Annotated in this window: 15 protein-coding genes and 1 pseudogene; 11 read left to right on the top strand and 5 right to left on the bottom strand. The window is 73.9% G+C overall.

Annotated features, from left to right (window positions below; translation table 11 throughout):
* Nucleotides 1-86: 86 nt before the first annotated feature.
* On the bottom strand, nt 87-1,214 hold the full coding sequence (locus AB0J21_RS22215) for a LacI family DNA-binding transcriptional regulator (protein ID WP_363147797.1): 1,128 nt from the start codon (nt 1,212-1,214) through the stop codon (nt 87-89).
* A gap of 139 nt (nt 1,215-1,353) precedes the next feature.
* On the opposite strand from AB0J21_RS22215, the gene AB0J21_RS22210 reads away from it, so the two are divergent.
* Both AB0J21_RS22210 and AB0J21_RS22205 read left to right on the top strand, forming a co-directional pair.
* A complete protein-coding gene (locus tag AB0J21_RS22210; RefSeq protein WP_363147949.1) occupies nt 1,354-1,941 on the top strand; it encodes a sugar O-acetyltransferase in 588 nt (195 codons plus the stop codon).
* Nucleotides 1,938-3,290 carry an MFS transporter gene (locus AB0J21_RS22205; protein ID WP_363147796.1) on the top strand — a complete coding sequence of 451 codons (1,353 nt, stop codon included), beginning with the start codon at nt 1,938-1,940 and terminating at the stop codon, nt 3,288-3,290. The genes AB0J21_RS22210 and AB0J21_RS22205 overlap by 4 nt, the downstream gene beginning before the upstream one ends.
* A 408-nt stretch (nt 3,291-3,698) precedes the next feature.
* Here the strand turns inward: AB0J21_RS22205 and AB0J21_RS22200 are convergent, their stop codons facing one another.
* Complete coding sequence (locus AB0J21_RS22200; protein WP_363147795.1) at nt 3,699-4,817, bottom strand: NAD(P)/FAD-dependent oxidoreductase; 1,119 nt, start codon at nt 4,815-4,817, stop codon at nt 3,699-3,701.
* Between the two features lie 53 nt (nt 4,818-4,870).
* Between AB0J21_RS22200 and AB0J21_RS22195 the strand changes: the two genes are divergently transcribed.
* The 4 genes and pseudogenes from AB0J21_RS22195 to AB0J21_RS22180 all read left to right on the top strand — a co-directional run bounded on the left by AB0J21_RS22195 (nt 4,871) and on the right by AB0J21_RS22180 (nt 8,341).
* The gene (locus AB0J21_RS22195) at nt 4,871-5,563 is read left to right on the top strand and encodes a TetR/AcrR family transcriptional regulator C-terminal domain-containing protein (protein WP_363147794.1); all 693 of its coding nucleotides are present in this window, start codon (nt 4,871-4,873) and stop codon (nt 5,561-5,563) included.
* A gap of 13 nt (nt 5,564-5,576) precedes the next feature.
* Nucleotides 5,577-5,747, top strand: a pseudogene (locus tag AB0J21_RS22190) (2-aminoethylphosphonate ABC transport system ATP-binding subunit PhnT); the annotation flags it as partial.
* Between the two features lie 429 nt (nt 5,748-6,176).
* Nucleotides 6,177-7,442, top strand: coding sequence for an MFS transporter (locus tag AB0J21_RS22185; RefSeq protein WP_363147793.1), 1,266 nt, complete (start codon nt 6,177-6,179; stop codon nt 7,440-7,442).
* Nucleotides 7,443-7,516: 74 nt separating this feature from the next.
* On the top strand, nt 7,517-8,341 hold the full coding sequence (locus AB0J21_RS22180; protein WP_363147792.1) for an aldo/keto reductase: 825 nt from the start codon (nt 7,517-7,519) through the stop codon (nt 8,339-8,341).
* A gap of 136 nt (nt 8,342-8,477) precedes the next feature.
* Here AB0J21_RS22180 and AB0J21_RS22175 read toward each other — a convergent pair whose 3' ends face one another.
* Nucleotides 8,478-9,446, bottom strand: coding sequence for an NADP-dependent oxidoreductase (locus AB0J21_RS22175; protein WP_363147791.1), 969 nt, complete (start codon nt 9,444-9,446; stop codon nt 8,478-8,480).
* Between the two features lie 154 nt (nt 9,447-9,600).
* Between AB0J21_RS22175 and AB0J21_RS22170 the strand changes: the two genes are divergently transcribed.
* Together AB0J21_RS22170 and AB0J21_RS22165 are read left to right on the top strand one after the other, a co-directional pair.
* A complete protein-coding gene (locus tag AB0J21_RS22170) occupies nt 9,601-11,148 on the top strand; it encodes an ATP-dependent DNA ligase (RefSeq protein WP_363147790.1) in 1,548 nt (515 codons plus the stop codon).
* Between the two features lie 241 nt (nt 11,149-11,389).
* Entirely contained in the window at nt 11,390-12,805 is a 1,416-nt protein-coding gene (locus AB0J21_RS22165) for a SpoIIE family protein phosphatase (protein WP_363147789.1), read from the top strand.
* Between the two features lie 172 nt (nt 12,806-12,977).
* Here the strand turns inward: AB0J21_RS22165 and AB0J21_RS22160 are convergent, their stop codons facing one another.
* Nucleotides 12,978-14,489: a hypothetical protein gene (locus AB0J21_RS22160; protein ID WP_363147788.1), complete on the bottom strand. Its 1,512-nt coding sequence runs from the start codon at nt 14,487-14,489 to the stop codon at nt 12,978-12,980.
* A gap of 232 nt (nt 14,490-14,721) precedes the next feature.
* Here AB0J21_RS22160 and AB0J21_RS22155 point away from each other — a divergent pair, with 232 nt between their 5' ends.
* The 3 genes from AB0J21_RS22155 (at nt 14,722) to AB0J21_RS22145 (ending at nt 18,682) form a co-directional block, all read left to right on the top strand.
* A complete protein-coding gene (locus AB0J21_RS22155; protein WP_363147787.1) occupies nt 14,722-15,849 on the top strand; it encodes an aminoglycoside phosphotransferase family protein in 1,128 nt (375 codons plus the stop codon).
* Between the two features lie 139 nt (nt 15,850-15,988).
* The gene (locus tag AB0J21_RS22150) at nt 15,989-16,600 is read left to right on the top strand and encodes a GNAT family protein (RefSeq protein WP_363147786.1); all 612 of its coding nucleotides are present in this window, start codon (nt 15,989-15,991) and stop codon (nt 16,598-16,600) included.
* Between the two features lie 123 nt (nt 16,601-16,723).
* On the top strand, nt 16,724-18,682 hold the full coding sequence (locus AB0J21_RS22145) for an N-acetylmuramoyl-L-alanine amidase (protein WP_363147785.1): 1,959 nt from the start codon (nt 16,724-16,726) through the stop codon (nt 18,680-18,682).
* A gap of 106 nt (nt 18,683-18,788) precedes the next feature.
* Here the strand turns inward: AB0J21_RS22145 and AB0J21_RS22140 are convergent, their stop codons facing one another.
* A complete protein-coding gene (locus AB0J21_RS22140) occupies nt 18,789-19,289 on the bottom strand; it encodes a hypothetical protein (protein ID WP_363147784.1) in 501 nt (166 codons plus the stop codon).
* Nucleotides 19,290-19,396 lie beyond the last annotated feature (107 nt).

Genomic DNA, 19,396 nt, shown 5'->3' with positions numbered 1-19,396 from the left:
ACGGTGCCCACTCGCTCCGGCGGGCGGGCACCGTCCGACGGCGGACAGAGTGAGGGCCGGCCCCGGCGGGGGCCGGCCCTCACGTCTCACGTGCTGGCGCGGACCACGAGCCGGGTGGGCAGTTGCCGGACGGGCGGGGCCTCCCCTGGCGCGGCCGCGGCGTGGTCGAGCAGGAGGGCGGCGGCGGTCTCCCCCTTGAGCCCGCTCGGCTGGTGCACGGTGGTGAGCGGTACCGGCGCCCGGGCGGCGTCGCCGCTGTCGTCGTAGCCCACGACGGCCAGGTCCTCGGGCACCCGGAGCCCGGCGGCGAGCGCCCCCTCGACGGCGCCGTGGGCGAGGCTGTCGGACAGGGCGAGGACCGCGTCGGGGGCGCCCCCGGGGGCGGTGAGCAGTTCCTCGACGGCGGCCCGGCCCGCCGCCGGGTCGTGGGTGCCGCATTCGACCACCAGCAGGTCGTCCAGGGGCAGGCCGGCGCCCGTCCAGGCGTCCCGGTAGCCGGCCAGCCGGGCCCGGACGATGGCGCTCGTGGTGGCGAGCGCCCGGTCCCACGGGACGGGCCCGAGGCGGGGCTGGAGCAGGAGCCGGTCCACGAGGACGGCGGCCCTGCGGTGCCCGCGTTCGACCAGGTGGCGGGCGGCGGCGAGGGCCCCGCCGTGGTCGTCCACGGTCAGGAATCCGGCCCAGGCCCCGCCGAACCGCTCGGCACCGACCTCGGGGCCGGGTGAGTCGACGGCGAGCACGGGCAGGGCGCGGCGGGCCACCACGTCGAGGCCCGGGTGATCCTCCTCGACGCTGTACAGCAGGACGGCGTCGATCACCGCTCGCTCCAGCGCGGCGAGCGGTCCGCGGGCGACCCGCTCCCGGGGCTCCGCGTCCTCCCGGCGCAGCGGCCCCGCGGAGGGGGGCAGGGCGAGCAGGGTCATCGTGGTCGCGCGGCGCTGGAAGGTACGGGCCACTCCTTGCAGGAAGCGCGCCGTGTCCGGTTCGCCGAAGGCGTTCTCCAGGGCGGTCGGCAGGACGACGCCGAGGGTGCCGGTACGGCCCCGTCGCAGCGAGGCCGCGGCCGGATCGGGACCGGCGTAGCCGACCTCCTCGACGGCGCGCAGGACGCGCTCGGACATGCCGGCGGAGTAGCGCCCGGTGCCGTTGAGCACGTTGGACACGCTCATGACGGAGACACCCGCGGCGCGCGCCACGTCCTTGAGGGTCGCCATCTCGCTCCCGGTCTTGTCGTCTTGCTGCTCGGGTTCAGCCTATGACACTGTGCTTTATCGATACATGTACTGGCCGCTGCGCCCCTCGCGCACCGGCACGGCAGAAGGAATGCGGGTTGTGACCAGCCAGAAGGAACGCATGCTCGCGGGCGAGCTGTACTGTGCGGACGATCCCGAGCTGTCGGCGGACGCCCTGCGGGCGGCCCTGCTGAGCGAGCGGTTCAACTCCTCTTCGGCGGGCGACCCCGAAGCGCGGCGCGCGGCGCTCGCGGAGTTGCTCGGGGAACTGGGCGAGGGGGCGGAGATCCGTCCGCCGCTGCGGGTGGACTACGGATACGGCATCCGGGTGGGGGCGGGCACCTTCGTCAACTTCGGCGCCGTGTTCCTGGACGTCGCCCCCATCACGATCGGCGCGGACGTGCAGATCGGCCCGAACGTGCAGCTCCTGACGCCCACGCACCCGGTCGAACCGGAGGCGCGGCGGGCCAAGTGGGAGTCGGCCGAGCCGATCAGCATCGGCGACAACGTGTGGCTGGGCGGCGGCGTGATCGTCTGCCCGGGGGTGAGCATCGGGGAGAACACGGTGGTGGGCGCGGGGGCCGTCGTCACCAAGGACCTGCCGGCGAACGTCGTGGCGGTGGGCAACCCGGCCCGTGTGGTGCGCCGGGTCGACGTCGCGGTCACCTCCGAGGACACCGCCGTACCCGAGGGCGGGGCACCGGCATGAACGGCCGGGGGGAGAAGGCCGCGCCGGCGGACACGGCGGGCCGTTCGGCGGGGACCTCGCGCTGGCGGGCCGCCCTGTTCACCCTGTTCGTGATCAACGGCGTCGTGATGGCCTCGTGGGTGACGCGCACGCCGGCCATCCGTGACGAGATCGGGGCCTCGACCGCCGGGATGGGCGCGGTCATCTTCGGCCTCTCGGTGGGCGCGATGATCGGCGTCCTGAGTTCGGGAACCGGGGTGGCGCGCCTCGGCGGGCGGACGGTGAGCGGGATCGGCATCACCGCGACGTGCGTGGCACCGCTGGTTCTCGGCGCGGGTGCGGCCACCGGCAGCGCCGCTCTGGTGTTCTCGGGTCTGCTCGTGTTCGGCGGTGGCACCGGCCTGATGGAGATCGCGGTCAACGTGGAGGGGGCCGCCCTCGAAAAGGTGCTGGAACGTCCGGTGCTTCCGGCGCTGCACGGCTGCTACAGCGCGGGGACCGTGGCCGGGGCGGGGCTCGGCATCCTGCTGACCTCGCTGGACTTCCCGGTCGCCTGGCACCTGTGGGCCGTGGCCGTGCTGTGCGTCCCGTGCGCCGGGTGGGCGATCCGGCAGATCCCCGCGGGTACGGGGCGCGTCGAGGCGGCGGCCCGGGAGCGGGGGCGGCGCCGCGAGAGCCGGGGCCCCTCGGTCTGGCGGGAGCGCCGTACGGTGCTGCTGGGCCTGATCGTGCTGGGCATGGCACTGACGGAGGGATCGGCGAACGACTGGCTGCCGCTGATCATGGTGGACGGTTACGAGCTGAACGCGGCCACGGGTTCGCTCGTCTACACCCTGTTCGCCGCCTCGATGGCGGCGGGCCGCTTCCTCGGCGAGCCGGTACTCGCCCGGCTGGGCCGCACCGTGGTGGTGCGGATCAGCGCCACGCTCGCGACGGCGGGCATCCTTGTGGTCGTCTTCGCGCCGAATCCGGTGTTCGCCGCGTGCGCGGTGGTGCTGTGGGGGCTCGGTGCCGCGCTCGGCTTCCCGGTCACCCTGTCGGCGGCAGGTGACGGCACGGACGGCGCTTCGGCGGCCCGGGTCGGCGCGGTGGCGACCACGGGTTACCTGGCCTTCCTCGCGGGTCCGCCCTCGCTCGGCCTGCTGGGCGAGCATCTGGGCCTGCGCCCCGCGATGCTCCTGGTCGCCGTCGTGGCCCTGCTCGCGGGAACCCTGGCCGCCGCCGCGGCGCCGCCGCGCTCGGCGGCCGGCGATACCCGCGGCACGGCACGTGACGGGAGCGCGGGCCCGGAAGGTGCCGCGCTCAGCGTCCCGGCACCCGGCGCACCGCAGGAGCACGAGCCGGTACCGCAGGAGCGGACGGAAAGGTAGCGGGACAACACCGGCTGTGGGCCACCGCCGCGTCGCGCGGGCGGTGGCCCACGGCGTTCCAGCGGCTGTCGCGGGACAGTCGACCGCGACGTGTTCGCACTGATCGCGATGTGCTCGGGTCCTGAGGGCCCGTCGGCCGGGCCGGACGTGCGGCGGCCCCGTTGTCCTCGGCAGGAGGACGCGGTGGCCGCCGCCGTGCGCTCACCCGCCGCAGGTCATCGTCTCGCACGCCATCCGCCCGGACACAGGAGGCTCACCCCTTGTCGTACGGCGGGCCCGAAAGCCGCTCGACGAATACCGGCCCTCAGCGGCAGGCCGGGCCGGAGCAGTCGGCCTGAGTGGCCGCTCTCCGTCCTGCCGTACCGCCTCGTGGGGCCGCGGCGTGCTGCGGGTGCTCGCGCGCCGCGGTCAGGACGGCTGGACCTGGTCGAAGAGGGCGAGGGCTTCGGCGGGGTCCGGGCTCACCAGGCGTTCCAGACCGGCCCTTGTCATCTCCGCCCACCGGCCGGCCCGCGCCCACATCCGCTCCTCGAAGGCGCGGACGGCCTCGTCCGGATCGTCCGGGCCGGCGGCGAGGGACTCGGCGAGTTCGGCGCCCTCCAGCATCGCGAGGTTCGCGCCCGCCCCCAAGGGAGGCATCAGATGGGCGGCGTCGCCCAGGAGCGTCACCCCGCAGGTGTGGGTCCAGGTGTGGGACACGGGCAGGACGTGGAGGGGCCGGTGGACGAAAGCGGTGCCGTGGCGCAGGAGGTCGAGCACGGGAGCGGCCCAGCCGTCGAACAGGGCGAGCAGGGCCGATCGCACGGCGTCGACGTCGGCCGGGTCCAGCTGCGCGTGCCACTCCAGCGGCCCCCGGAACTGGGCGTACACCTTGACGTGACCGCCGCTGTTGCGCTGGGCGACCAGAGCCCGGTTCACGCCGTACACGGCCATGGAGCCGTCGCCGATCAACCGGGCGAGGTCGGGGTGGCGGGCGTCGACGTCGTCCAGGGAGGTCTCGACAAAGGTGACGCCGGTGTAATGCGGCGTCACCGGCGAGAGCGCCGGGCGGACCCGGGACCAGGCGCCGTCCGCGCCGACCACGAGGTCGAAGGTTTCCTGTCGCCCGTCCGCGAAATGGACCAGTACGCCGTCCCGGGCCCCCGGCACCACCTGGGTCACGCGCCGCCCCCAGCGGACATCGAGAGGGCCCAGAAGCAGATCGCGGAGCTGCCCGCGGTCGATCTCGGGATTGGCCAGCTCGTCCGGACCGGGTCGCCAGTCCCGCAGGACGGTGCCGTCCGTGTCCAGGATGCGCATGGCCTGCCCCTCGGGACGCGCCAGCGCCTGGAACCTCGACAGCAACCCCGCCTTCTTCAAAGCGAGTTGGCCAAGACCTTCGTGCAGGTCCAGCGTGCCGCCAGGGGGCCGGGTGTCGGGGGCCGAATCCCGTTCGAAGACGGCGACGGGGTGGTCGTGACGGTGCAGGACGCGGGCGAAGGTCAGTCCGGCGGGGCCGCTCCCCACCACAGCGATGCGAGGTCTCATGGCGATACACCGTATTGGGCTGAGACAGCGTATCGCAAGGGTACGGTGTCACCATGACTGTGTGGGACCGGCCGGAACCGCCGACTCGCCCTGTACCGCTCGACCGGGAGCGGATCGTGGCCGCGGCCGTCGCGCTGGCCGACGAGGGCGGCCTGGAGGCCGTGTCGTTGCGCAAGGTCGCCGGCCGGCTGGACGCCGGCCCGATGCGGCTGTACGGACACATCTCCGCCAAGGAGGAGCTGTTCGATCTCATGATGGACGAGGTCCAGGCCGAGATCATTCCCGAGGAGCAGTCAGGTGACTGGCGGGAGGCGCTGCGCGTGCTCGCCCACCGCACCAGGAGGGCCGCTCTGCGGCACGAGTGGCTGGCCGACCTGCTCGGCAGCCGCCCGACCCTGGGCCCCAACGGCCTCGCCGTGACCGAGGCGACGCTGGCCGCCCTCGACGGACTCGCCGACCTCGACACCGTCATGCGCGCCGCGGAGACAGTCAGCGCCTACTCGATCGGCGCGATCAGGCGCGAGATCGCGCAGTTGCGGGCCGAGCGCGCCACGGGCCTGTCCAAGCACGACTGGCGGCGCGCCTCCGGTCCGCACGTGACGAGGATGCTGGCCACGGGCCGCTTCCCGGCACTGGCCAAGGCCGTGCACGACGGCACGGACGTGGACCCCGAGGCGTCCTTCGCGACCGGCCTGGACTGGGTGCTGGATGCCGTGGCCGCCAGACTCACCCGGCCGCAGGCCTGACGCCCGGCGTCGGGGCCAGGACGTCACCGGCCCGCCCCCGCACCGCCGTGGCATCGGCACGGCCGTGCAGCAGTACGCCCTCCTCCCGCACCGGTGAGTGCGGGACAACGTCGCCCTCGGCCTGAAGGCGGGCCGGGCGCCCCGGGCACAGATCCCCGCGCGGGTCGCCGAGTCCCGCGAACTCGCCCAAGGGCGGCGGCCGTCCCGCGACCTTCGCGCTGCCCCGCACGGCCGGCCCGGCCGAGTGCGAGCGACCGCCACGCCACACTCCTCGATGACCGCCTACGGCGATCCACGTGGGCTCCGGCCGCGCCATCACCCGGGACCCGGGTGCCCGTCGACGCCGAACCGGCTGAGCGCACGAGCCGACCCGGCGTACCACCAGTCCGCCACCGTCGCCGACCGGGGAGCCTCCCGAGCCGCCTGCCACCGGCAGGCCACTCATGGACTCACGCAGGCCGTTCCGACTCACCCAGCCGCTCACCGGGCACCCGGACGCCCCTATAGCGCTGCCGCGATCTGTACGCGCTTGCCTTTATAGCGCGCACGCAAGTATTGTCGACGCTCGTAAGCGGCTCCCGCTTGCTTCTGGACTTCTGGAAGGTACCTCCCCATGCCTCTGGCACTCCTGGCCCTGGCCATCGGGGCCTTCGGTATCGGCACGACCGAATTCGTGATCATGGGCCTGCTCCCCGAGGTCGCGAGCGACTTCGGGGTCTCCGTGCCGACCGCCGGGCTCCTCGTGACGGGTTACGCCCTCGGTGTTCTCGTCGGCGCGCCGATCATGACCGTCCTCGGCACCAAGGTCCCGCGCAAGCGCATGCTGATGCTCCTGATGGCGCTCTTCGTCATCGGCAACGTCGTCTCCGCTCTCGCGCCCGCCTTCGGCGTCCTGCTCGCCGGGAGGGTGATCGCCTCCTTCGCGCACGGCGCCTTCTTCGGAATCGGCTCCGTCGTGGCCGCGGGGCTGGTCCCGCCCGCCAAACGGGCCAACGCGATCGCGCTGATGTTCACCGGGCTCACCGTCGCCAATGTCGTCGGCGTACCGCTGGGCACGTTCATCGGGCAGGCCGCCGGCTGGCGCGTCACCTTCCTCGTGGTGGCCTCGCTCGGCCTCGCGGGCCTGCTCGGCATCCTGCGGCTCGTCCCGGACCTGCCGAAGCCCGAAGGGGTACGGCTGCGGCACGAACTCGGCGCTCTGGGCGACGTCCAGGTGGTCCTGGCGATGGCGATGACCGTGCTCGGCTTCGGCGGCGTGTTCGCCGCGGTGACCTACATCGCCCCGATGATGACCGACGTCGCCGGGTACGCCGACTCCTCCGTGACCTGGCTGCTGGTCCTGCTCGGCGCCGGAATGGTGGCCGGGAACCTGGTGGGCGGCCGCTTCGCCGACCGCCGGCTGATGCCGATGCTGTTCACCGCGCTCGGCGGGCTCACCGTGGTGCTGGCCCTGTTCACGGTGACGGCCCACGACAAGGCCTCCGCCGCCGTGACGCTCTTCCTGATCGGCGCCCTCGGCTTCGCGACCGTTCCCCCGCTGCAGAAGCGGGTGCTCGACCAGGCCGCGGGCGCCCCCACCCTCGCCTCAGCGGTCAACATCGGGGCCTTCAACCTCGGCAACGCCCTCGCGGCCTGGCTCGGGGGCCTCGTCATCAGCGCGGGCTTCGGCTACACCGCGGCCAACTGGGTGGGCGCCGCCCTCGCCCTGTCCGCGCTCCTCGTGGCCTTCCTCTCCGCGTGGCTGGAACGGGCCGGGCAGCCGCGCGGGACACCGGTGGTGACAGCCCGTCCCGCCGCGTCGGACAGCCTCTGTGCGGCGCAGCCGCAGACGGCGCCCGCGGCCGAGGCGGCGGCTCCCGGCGCGGCCGTCCGTCCCTGACCGACCTCCCGTTCGCCCCCGCGGGCGGGAGCACCCCCACACCGCCCCTCATCGAAAGAACAGTTGAGAACGCCATGCACACCATCCCCACCGTCACCCTCAACAACGGCGTGACCATGCCGCAGCTCGGCTTCGGCGTCTTCCAGGTCTCCGACGAGGAGACCACCGCCGCCGTCACCACCGCGCTCGAAGCGGGCTACCGCAGCATCGACACCGCGGCGGTCTACGGCAACGAGAAGGGCGTCGGCCGCGCGCTCGCCGCCTCGGGAATCGACCGCGAGGACCTCTTCGTCACCACCAAGCTGTGGAACGAGGACCAGGGACACGACACGACGCTGCGCGCCTTCGACGCGAGCCTCGACCGGCTCGGCCTCGACCACGTCGACCTGTACCTGATCCACTGGCCCACCCCGGCCCGTGACCTGTACGTCGAGTCGTACCGGGCCCTGGAGAAGCTGCTCGCCGACGGCCGGGTCCGTGCCGTCGGGGTGTCCAACTTCCAGCCGGCGCACGTCGAACGGCTCGTCGCCGAGACGGGAGTCGTACCTGCCGTCAACCAGGTGGAGCTGCACCCCGGGCTCCAGCAGCGTGAGCTGCGGGCGACGCACGCGCGCCTGGGCGTCGCCACGGAGGCTTGGAGCCCTCTCGCGCAGGGAGCCCTGCTCCAGGAGGAGGCGATCACCACGATCGCCGCGCGGCTGGGCCGCACCCCCGCCCAGGTGGTCCTGCGCTGGCACCTGCAGAGCGGCAACATCGTGATCCCCAAGTCGGTGACCCCGAGCCGTATCCGGGAGAACCTCGACGTGTTCGGCTTCGAGCTGACCGGCGAGGACCTGGACGCGATCGCCGCCCTGGACCGCGGCATGCGCACCGGTCCGGACCCGGACACCCTCAACTAGGAGGTGGGGCCGGGCCCGGAGCGAGATGTCGCTCCGGGCCCGGCCCTGAGGCGCACCGTCGGCGGGTGCCGGGCAGCCGTGTCCGCGCCCGCCCGCCGCCTTCCAGCTCGGTGACCGGCGCGGTGGCCGGTCGTGCTCAGTGGTCGGCGACGCTGAGCACGAGCTTGCCGCGCGTCCCTCCGGCCTCCAGCCTGGTGTGCGCGGCGGCGGCGTCCTCCAGCGGATGGACGTCGTCGACATGCACCCGCAGCGCCCCCTTCTCGACGAGCTGGGCGATACGGGTGAGCGCCGCCCCGTCCGGCTCCACGAGGATTCCGGTGGAGCGCAGTCCGGCCTCGGCGGCCCGCTCGTGGATCTCGGTGCCCCCGCCGGAGGGCGCCGTCACCAGCAGCCCACCGGGGCGCAGGACCCGCAGGGACCGCTCGCTCGTGTCGTCCTTGGGACCGACCAGGTCGAGGACGGTGTCGACGCCGGCGACCTCGTCCTCGAACCGGGTCGTGCGGTAGTCGAGGACCTCGTCGGCGCCGAGCGAGCGCAGCCACGCGTGCCGGGAAGCGCTCGCCGTGGCGATCACGTGGGCACCGAGATGGTGGGCGAGCTGCACGGCGAGGTGACCGACGCCGCCGGCCCCGGCGTGCACGAGCAGCCGTTCGCCGCGCCGCAGCCGCGCCGTGTCGACGAGGGCCTGCCAGGCGGTGAGCGAGGCGAGCGGGAGCGCCCCGGCCTGCTCGAAGCTCAGCCCCGCGGGCTTGCGGGCGAACTGGCGGGCGGGGGCGGTCACGTACTCGGCGTAGGCGCCGGCCGGGCGCGGGAACCAGGGCATGCCGAAGACCTCGTCGCCCGGCCGCAGGACCGTCACCCCGGCGCCGACCTCCTCGACGACGCCCGCGACGTCCCAGCCGGGTACGAGCGGCGGCTTCGCGAGGGCGGCGGCCGCACCGAGCCCCTGCCGGGTCTTGCCGTCGACCGGGTTCACCCCGGCGGCACGGACCCGGACCAGGACCTCGGTCGGTACGGGCTCGGGGCGCGGGACGCGGGTCGGCGTGAGCACCTCGGGTCCGCCGAACTCGGTCTGGACGATGGCGCGCATGGTGCGGTCGGTCATGGCTGGCTGGTCCTTCGGGCGTGGGCGGACGGTCGGGGGCAGGGAGAGAACGGGTTCGAAGATCCTCCCCGGCACTACTACCACGTGATCCGGGGGCGGTGGCCGGGTGGTCGCGGGCGTGCCGGACGGGGCCGTGCGGGGCAGGATGGAGGGCATGCTGCTGTCGAAGGTGGTGGAGGTGTCCACGGCGGTCGCGGCGACCCGGGCACGCTCGGAGAAGACGGCGCTGCTGGCCGGGCTGTTCCGTGCTGCGGGACCGCGGGACGCGCCGCTGGCCATCGCCTGTCTCGCGGGCCGTCCTCCGCAGGGCCGGATCGGCGTCGGCTGGAGCAGTCTGCGCGCCCCGGTGCCGCCGGCCGCCGGTCCTTCGTTGACGCTGGAGGCCGTCGACGCGGCCTTCACGGAACTGGCGTCGGTGGGTGGCAAGGGGTCCCAGGAGGAACGGCGCCGGTTGCTCGCCCTGCTGCTGGGCGCGGCGACCGAGCCCGAACAGCGCTTCCTCGTGGGTCTGCTGACCGGCGAGGTGCGCCAGGGGGCGCTGGACGCGATGGCCGTCGAAGGACTCGCGGCGGCGGCCGGGGTGCCCGCCGAGGAGGTGCGCCGTGCGGTGATGCTGAGCGGGGCGCTGGTCCCGGTGGCGCGGGCCCTGCTCGCGGAGGGGCGCGAGGCGCTGGCCGGTTTCCGGCTCACGGTGGGCAGGCCGGTGCAGCCGATGCTCGCGCGCTCCGCGAAGTCGGTCGCCGAGGCGGTGGGGGCGCTCGGCCCGTGCGCGGTCGAGGAGAAGCTCGACGGCATCAGGGTTCAGGTGCACCGGGACGGGGACGCGGTCCGGGTGTGGACACGCACGCTCGACGACATCACCGACCGGGTGCCCGAGGTGGTCGAGGCGGCGCGCACCCTGTCGGCGCGGCGCTGTGTCCTGGACGGTGAGGTGATCGCCTTCGACGCGGCGGGCCGGCCGCGCACCTTCCAGGAGATCGCCGGGCGGACCGGCTCCCGGGTGGACGTGAGTGCCGCGCGGGCCGCGGTGCCGCTGGCCCCGGTCTTCTTCGACGTCCTGCTGGTCGACGACCGTGAGCTGCTGGAGGCCCCGGCCGTCGAGCGGCACGCCGCCCTCGCGGTGCTGGTCCCCCCGGACCTGCGGGTGCGGCGCTACGAGGTCGACGCTCCGCAGCAGCCCGGGCAGGTCACGGTGGCCCAGGAGTTCCTGGAGACGACGCTGGAGCGCGGGCACGAGGGGGTCGTGGTCAAGTCGCTGGACGCGCCCTACAGCGCGGGCCGGCGCGGGGCCGCGTGGCTGAAGGTGAAGCCCGTGCACACGCTGGACCTGGTGGTGCTCGCCGCCGAGTGGGGCCACGGCCGGCGCACCGGGAAGCTGTCGAACCTGCATCTTGGGGCGCGCGACCCGGAGGGCGGCTTCGTGATGCTCGGCAAGACGTTCAAGGGGCTCACGGACGCGATGCTCGACGAGCAGACCCGCCGGCTGCTGGAGCGGTCCGAGTCGGACGACGGCCATGTCGTGCGGGTGCGGCCCGAGCTGGTGGTCGAGATCGCCTACGACGGGCTGCAGCGCTCCACCCGGTACGCGGCGGGCGTCACGCTGCGGTTCGCGCGCGTCGTGCGCTACCGGCCCGACAAGACCCCCGCCGAGGCCGACACCCTGGACACGGTCCTGGACTCCGGCGCTGCGGCCAACGGCTGAGGCGCGTACCGTCCGACAGCGCTCCGGAGACTGTGGCATATGCCGAGGGCACCAGCGGATCGGGTCTTGCCAAATGCCTTACAGGAGCAGAGGCGCTGTGCGAAAGTCATACCGTCGTCACGCCCGAGGGGACACCAACTCCGTTGTGGGAGCGGGTATTCCACAGGTGCGCCAGCGCCTGAGGGGGTGGGGGCCGCTCCGTCCCCGTCCTGCGGGGCACGTCGCCAGTATCGGAGTCCTCATGCCGTCCCACGCGTTCACGGACCGCCCGGCAGCGGGCACGCCCGAGCCGGGACCGGTCGACGCCCTCATCGCCCAGGCCCGGCGCCTGCGCGGGGGCATGGACGCGGTGCGCGCGCAGCCGCAGGACCCGCGGGCCGACGAGGTCCGGGCCCGCTGGCAGCGCGCGCTGTGCGAACTGGCGATGCACCATCTCGACGATCTGGACGACCATCTCGCCCAGTTGCGGGCGGGGGCGCGCCCGCCGCGACCGGCCGCGCGGGGCGGGCCCGACGAGTCGCTCCCGCACCGGGTCGGCGGCGCGGAGTGGAACCTGCTGACCGACGAGGTCAGCTGGTCGCCCGAGCTGTACGCGATCGTCGGACGCGATCCGGCGACCAGACCCCTCACGCTGGACGAACTCCCCTCCCTCGTGCACCCCGAGGACCAGCCCCGCCTCACCGCGATGGTGACGGGCTGCCTGATCGACGGGAAGCCGATCGACGGGGAGTTCCGGTTGACGCGCCCCGACGGCTCCTCGCGCACCGTGCACATGACCGGTGAGCCGGTACTCGACACGGACGGCGCCACCGCCTCGATGTGGGCGGTGCTGCGGGACGTGAGCGCCTTACGACGCGGTGAACGCGCCCTCCGGGAGACCCGTCACTCGCTCGACAGGCGGGACCGCGAGGAGCTGGCGGAGCGGCACGCGGCCGACGCACTGCGCGAGGCCGTGCTCCCCGCGGAGCACGGCCCTGTGCGCTTCTCCCCCGAGGCCGCCCCCGGGGCCCTGGATCTCGCCGTGGTCCGGCTGCCGGCCGTCCGGACCGGCCCCCCGGAAGGCCACTGGCACGAGGCCCTCGAACTGCCCGGCGGACAGACGGTACTGGCCGTCGGTGAGCTGTCCGGCCGCGGAGTGCCGCTGGCCGCCGCGACGGCCACCCTGCTCGGCGCGCTGCGCGGCACCGCCCTGGCCGGGCTCGGCCCCGGTCAGACGCTCGACTGCCTCGACCAGTTGGTCGCGGCGGGTGCCGGACCCACACCGGGCAGCGCGCTGTGCTGCCGTTACGACCCACGGACGGGACTGCTGACCTGGGCCCACGCGGGACATCCCGCTCCCCTGTTGTTCCGGGGAGGTGAGGTCCGCGAACTGCTCCCGCCGCAGCGGCCTCTGCTCGGCGACGTCCCCATGGACCGACACGCCGAGGCGGGAGAACCCCTGCTCCCGGGCGACCTCGTCGTCCTGCGCACCGGCAGCCCCGTCCCCGCGCCGGGTACGGACCTCGCCGACCGTCGTCTGCCGGCCCTCGCCCCGGCTTTCGCCGCCGCGCGTACGGCACAGGAGTGTGCGCGGCTGCTCACCGAGGAGTTCGCGTCCGTGGTGCGCGAGGACGACGGGTACGTGCTGTTCGCCCGGGTGCGGGACCGCGCGGGCTGAGGCCGCGGCCTTCGGCGGGCAGGAGGGAGCCCCACGAGCCGCTCGGGGCTCCGGCACGCCCTGCGCCCCGGAGAGCTGCGGCGTGAGCGACTGCCTGCCGGGGGCGGCCGGACGGGCCGCGTTCTCCCGTCGTCGTGCCCGACGCCCCGACGGCGGATGCCGCCGCGGCCGCTCACGCCTCGGCCGCCCGGCCGCCCGGCCGCCCCTTGACGCCGGGGCTCCTCGGCAGTACCAGCTGGATCTCCTCGCGAAGCTGGTCGATCTTCGGGTAACCGGAGTACTGGGCGGTGAGCCGGTACATCTGACGCAGCCGGTGCCACGTGCGGTGCGAGGAGGTCTCGCCGATGGACACGAGGGCCAGCCGCGCGTAGGTGTCGGCCTGTTCGGGGTCGTCGCCGAGCAGGGAGGCCGAGGCCATGGACAGGTAGTCGAAGATCTGCGAACGCTGCCGCTTGTCCGCGTTCCGCAGTTCCAGAGCCCGTTTGGCGTGGCGCTGGGCCACGGCGGCGGCGGAGGGGTCGTGCTCGGCGAGGGTGCGGTAGGCCAGGGCCTGCATGCCGTAGAGGTCCGCCTCGTCGAACATCTGCATCCAGCTGGGCGGCGGTGTGTCGGCCCGGTCGGAGACGAAGAGTTCCTCCGCCTCACCGAGAGTCCTGCGCATGGCCTGTCCGCGGCCCATGGACGCCTGTGCCCAGGCCTCGATGGTGTGAAGCATGGCGCGGGTGCGGGGCAGGGCCCGGTCCCCGGCACCGGAGGAGGCCAGCTTCATCAGGTCCAGGGCCTCGCCGGGCTGCCCGAGATGGACCTTCTGACGGGCCGCGCGGGACAGGGCCTCTCCCGCACGGGGCCGGTCGCCGCCCTCCCTGGCGGCGTGCGCGGCGATGAGGAAGTACTTCTGGGCGGTGGGTTCGAGGCCGACGTCGTGGGACATCCAGCCCGCGAGGACGGCGAGGTTGGCGGCGACGCCCCACAGGCGCCGCTGCAGGTGGTCGGGGTGACGGTAGGCGAGCATGCCGCCCACCTCGTTGAGCTGTCCCACGACGGCCTTGCGCTGCAGGCCGCCGCCGCGGGAGGCGTCCCAGGCGCGGAACACCTCGACGGAGCGCTCCAGTTCGTCGATCTCCTGGGAGCCGACCGGGGCTGCCTCGTACCGGTCGAAGCCCGCGGGATCGGCGTGCAGAGGGTCGCCGACGCGCGGCGCGTCGGCCGCGAGTACGGGGTCGGTGTGAAGCCAGTCGTGCATGGCGTTGCTGAGTGCTGAGCCGGCGGCGAGCGCGGCGCCCGCACCCACCAAGCCGCGTCGGTTGAGCATGAGGTCCATTCCCGTGAATTCGGTGAGGAACGCAGCCGTCCGCTCAGGCGCCCACGGCACGCCGTCGGGATTGTCGTCGGTACTCCCGTCGGCGCGCTGCTTTCCCGCGCGCCCGCGCCGGACCAGACCGAGGTCCTCGATGGTCACGACACGGCCGAGACGCTCGGTGAACAGGGCTGCCAGCACCCTCGGCACGGGGTCGCGCGGGATCTCCCCGACCTCGATCCAGCGCCGCACCCGCGAGGTGTCGGTGGCCAGTTGGGGGTGGCCCATGGCCGCCGCCCGCCGGTTCACGAGTCTCGCGAGTTCGCCCTTGGACCAGCCGGCCAGGCCGAACAGGTCGTTCAGGCGGGTGTTGGGTTGTCCGCTCACGTCAAGCCCCCAGGTTCTCGGCTGATTTGACACTAACGGCCTGTCAGATGCGGGGCGACTATTCGCCAGGGTTCGCCAGGGTGCGCCAGATGGTGTGCCACAGGGGGACGGGTGTCGGGTAGGAACGCGCCACCCCGACCCGGTTTCCGGTCGGCACTCCCCAGGGTGCCCGGCCCTCCGGGCCGGGGCCGGCGCGTCGACCCATCGGCCCACGAAGGGACCTGCCCCGCCCATGTACACAGCATCGTCCGCCGTGTCCGCGCCGCCGAGGCCGCCACGGGTCCGCCAGCCGGGCGCCCCCTACCTGGACCCGGCCCGGCCGGCCGGAGCGCCCTTCGCCGCGGGCCGGGCCCGCCGTGCGCCCGGCCTCGTCGGGACCCAGCAGCCCAGCGGCCGTCTCGACCTCTCCGGTGCGCAGGGCGCGCAACTGCGCGCCGCGGTGAGCGCCGTGCACCGGATCTGCCCGGAGTTCCACCCCGCGCAGGTGCTGCGCCGCAGCGGCCGCTCGGTGCTGCTGGTCGGCACGACCGGGCGTACCGCCGTGGTCGCCAAGTGCTTACTGGACCACTCGCCGGTGTGGGCCGAGCGCATCCGGCACGAGATAGCCGCCTACCGCTCCTTCGTGCGGCAGCGTCCGCCGGTGCGGGCGCCCCGGCTCGTGGCGGCCGATCCCGAGCAGGGGGTGCTGGTGATCGAGCGCATGCCGGGACGGCCCGCCGCGACCCGCAGGCATCCGGTGCAGGCCCCCGGCCGCGGGGACGTACGGGCCGCGCTCGCCGCGGTGTGCCGGCTCAACGCGTGGCAGCCGGCCCCGCACACCTTCGACGCGCCACTGGACTACGCGGGGCGCCTCAACCGCTACCACGAACTGGGGCTGCTGACCGACCGCGACCTGGGCGACCTGCAGAAGCTGCTGCACGGGATCGCGGCGAGCGCGGGACGCGGCGGCATGGGCCAGTTCAACCACGGCGACGCGCTGCTGACCAACGTGCTCCTCTCCCCCGCCGGCCCGGTCCTCGTCGACTGGGACCAGGCCGGCTGGTACCTGCCGGGCTACGACCTGGCGACCCTGTGGTCGGTGCTCGGGGACGCGCCCGACGTACGACGGCAGATCGCCCAGTTCGCTCAGTCCACGGGCCCCGCCGCCCGGGACGCCTTCCTCATCAACCTCATGCTGGTACTGACCCGCGAGATCCGCACCTACGAGTCCGCGGTCCAGCGCACGATGCACGAGACGGCCCCCGCCGCCGTCCCCGGGGTGCCCAGCTCGGGCGAGGAGCAGCGGCTCCTGCTGCGCCGGCTGCACGACGACTGCGCGACGGCCCGCAACGCGGTACGCGCGGCGGTCGGCACCCGCTGAACGCCGTTGACCGGTGAGGTGAGCCCGCGGCGCTCCGGCCGCGGGCCCCGGCGCCTTGACGCCCCGCCACCGGGCGGGCACCCGCCGCCACGGCACTATTCGCTTGCCCGTTCCCCCGGCCCCGTCGAGAATCCGGGGGATGAACAGCCAGGCATCCCGGCCGTCCGTCCCCGACCTCTCCGTCAAGCCCACGCTGGTCGGTGAGCGCACCGTGTTGCGTCCCTTCACCCCCGCCGACATCCCGCGGATCAGCGCGATCGTGCGGGAGCCCGAGGTGGGCCGTCTGACGGGAGCCGCGGGGATGACTTTCGACGACGCGCGCCTGCGCTCCTTCTACACGCGGGCCGCCGACGCCCGGGACCGGCTCGACCTCGCGATCACCGACCGCGCCGACGGGCGGCTGGTCGGGGAGGCCGTGCTGTACCAGTGGGACGCGCGCAACCGCGGCTGCGTCTTCCGCATCCTCGTGGGCGCGGCCGGTCGCGGCAGAGGTCTCGGCACGGAGGCCACCGAGCTGATCGTCGGCCACGCCTTCGCGCGACTGGGCATGCACCGGGTGGCGCTGGAGGTCCTGCCGTTCAACACGCGCGCCCGCCACGTATACGAAAAGCTCGGTTTCGTCGTCGAGGGGCGGCGGCGCGCGGCGCTGTTCCAGGACGGCGAATGGGTCGACTGGGTGACGATGTCGGTCCTCGCTCCGGAGTGGCGGGCCCGCCGAACGTCATTGGTCCACTCCACTGGTACCTCATAGGACCACCCCTGACATGGGAAATCCTTGCCCTGGTACGTGATTGACGGATCGTCGGACAGCCGGTACCACTGGCACGTCCGGACCCGTAGACCCATCGCGCACCATCTCCCCCAGGAGGCTGTCTTGCGAGGAATTCCCCCCGTCCGCGGCAGACGAAGGACGGCGGCCGCCGTCGCCTCGTCCGCGCTGCTCCTCCCGCTGCTGACCGCGGCGCCGTCCGGCGCGGCGGCCCCGCGGCCCACGCAGCGCCTCCAGGACTCCTTCGCCGCGGCCTCGGCCACCTACCACGTGCCGCAGAGCGTGCTCCTCGGTGTGTCGTACCTCCAGTCCCGCTGGGACGAGCACGGCGGGGCGCCGAGCGTGAGCGGCGGCTACGGCCCCATGCACCTCACCGACGCGGTGACGGCGCTGGCCGGAGCCGGGCACCACAGCGAGGGGACCGAGGACCCGCGCGGCGACAGTTCGCGTTCCGCCCTGCACCCGCACCACGACGCGCCGAAGGCCGCCGAACTGCCCGCGCGCCTCAAGACGCTCGGGAAGGCCGCGAAGCTCACCGGCAGGCCCGCGGCGGCGCTGCGCACGGACGCCGCCGCGAACGTGGCGGGCGGGGCGGCGCTGCTCGCGCAGGCCCAGCGCGCACAGGGCCGGCCGCTCAGCGCCGACCCCGCCGACTGGTTCGGCGCGGTAGCGGCGTTCTCGGGCGCCGGCGACAAGACCACGGCCGCCTCCTACGCCCAGGAGGTCTTCTCGGTCATCCACGACGGCGAGAGCCGCACGACGGACGCCGGTCAGCGCGTGCGGCTGAAGGCCGACCCGCGCGCCGAGGCGGCCCCGGCCCAGTTGCGCGGTCTGGGGCTGCGCCCGGCCGACAAGAGCGGGGCCGAGTGTCCGCCCACCGTGTCCTGCGAGTGGGTCCCCGCGCCGTACGAGGAGTTCGGCGAGGGCGACTACGGCAACCACGACGTCGCCGACCGGCCGAGGGACCAGACGATCGACTCGATCGTCATTCACGACACCGAGGCCGACTGGGAGACGACGCTCGGCCTGGTCCAGGACCCGACGTACCTGGCCTGGCACTACTCCGTCCGCTCCACCGACGGACTGATCGCGCAGCACGTGCGGACGAAGGACGTCGGCTGGCACGCGGGCAACTGGTACGTCAACGCGAAGTCGATCGGCATCGAGCACGAGGGCTTCCTGACCTCCCCGGACGCGTGGTACTCGGAGGCCATGTACCGGACCTCCGCGCGACTGGTCGCCTATCTCGCCAAGCGCTACGACATCCCGCTGGACCGCCAGCACGTCCTGGGGCACGACAACGTGCCGGCGACGACCACCTCGGGCATCCCCGGGATGCACACCGACCCGGGCCCCTACTGGGACTGGGCGCACTACTTCGCGCTGATGGGCAAGCCCTTCCACCCCTCGGCCGGGCCGGGCGCGCAGGTCGTCACGGTGCTCCCCCCGTACGCGAAGAACCGTCCGCAGTACACGGGCTGCACGGCGGCCGGTCAGGCCTGTCCCTCGCACGGGTCGAGCGAACTGTGGCTGCGCACGGCTCCCTCGGACGACGCCCCGCTGGTCAGGGACGTCGGCCTGCGGCCCGGTGGTGAGGACTCGACCACCGACGTCAACGACCTCGGCTCGCGGGTGTCCACCGGTCAGCAGTACGTGGTGGCCGGGCGGCAGGGCGACTGGACGGCCGTGTGGTACCTCGGCCAGAAGGCGTGGCTGAAGAACCCGCGCAAGGCGCCCACGGCGGTGCCCGCGAAGGGCCTCGTGATCACGCCCAGGGCGGGGCGCGAGGACATCCCCGTCTACGGCAGGGCCTATCCGGAGGCGGCGGCCTACCCCGCGGGGATCACCCCGCAGGCCCTGTCCCCGTTCTCGTACAAGCTGCCCGCCGGGCAGCGCTACGTCGCGGGCGCGAAGGTGCACGGCGAGTACTTCTACTCCCCGACCTTCGACACGGCGGGGCACCAGGTGGTGCGTGGGAAGAACACGTACTACGAGATCCAGTTCGGCCACCGGGTCGCGTACGTGAACGCGGACGACGTCCAGGTGACGGACGCGCGGCACTGAGGACGGCGGTGTCCTGGCCCGTAGCGGGTGAGGACGCGTGAACGGCCGGTCCGGGAGCCCCCCGGGCCGGCCGTCGGCGTATCCTCCGGTCGCGCCTCGACCGTGCTCAGCCCTGCTGGAACATCTCGGCGGGCAGCGGCTTGAGCAGGGTGTACAGGTCGTCGGTGATCGGCCGGTCCCAGGCGGCGATGGTCACCAGGACGTTGTCGCTGCGGTCGAACTGCACGCAGGAGATCCGGCTCTCGGAGAGCTTGAGGCGGCGCACGATCAGCAGGTTGTCGCCCTGCATGACGGGCATGTCCTCGGCGCCCACGACCTCGACGTCCTCGTCGTTCTCCAGGGCGAGGAGAAGCTGCGCGACCTCGAAGGGCACCTGGTTGTCGGCCAGTTCCCGGGCCGGGGAGCCCTCGGGCAGGTTGCCGATGATCATCGCGGGGCCCCGGCCGCCGAAGAGGTCGTAGCGCAGGAAGACCCCTTGACAGCTGCCGTCGGGGGCGGGAAGGAGTCCGGCGCCGAGGTTCCCGGGCCAGTCCCCGGGGTCCATGGCCAGGACGTCGAACGCGGGGCCCGCGGGCGTGGCGGGGTTGCGGCGGCGGAGGAAGGACATGCCGCCATGGTACGTGCCCGGCAGGGGTGACCGGCGGGCACCCCTGCGTGACGAGGCCCGCTCCGCGAGGGCGTGTTCCCGTGCGGCGCCCGGGCTGCCGACCCCGT

The sequence above is a fragment of the Streptomyces sp. NPDC049954 genome, assembly GCF_040656295.1.
GTDB lineage: Bacteria > Actinomycetota > Actinomycetes > Streptomycetales > Streptomycetaceae > Streptomyces.
Note: the sequence above shows the minus strand (reverse complement) of the source record. Positions and strands in the feature narration are given on the sequence as shown.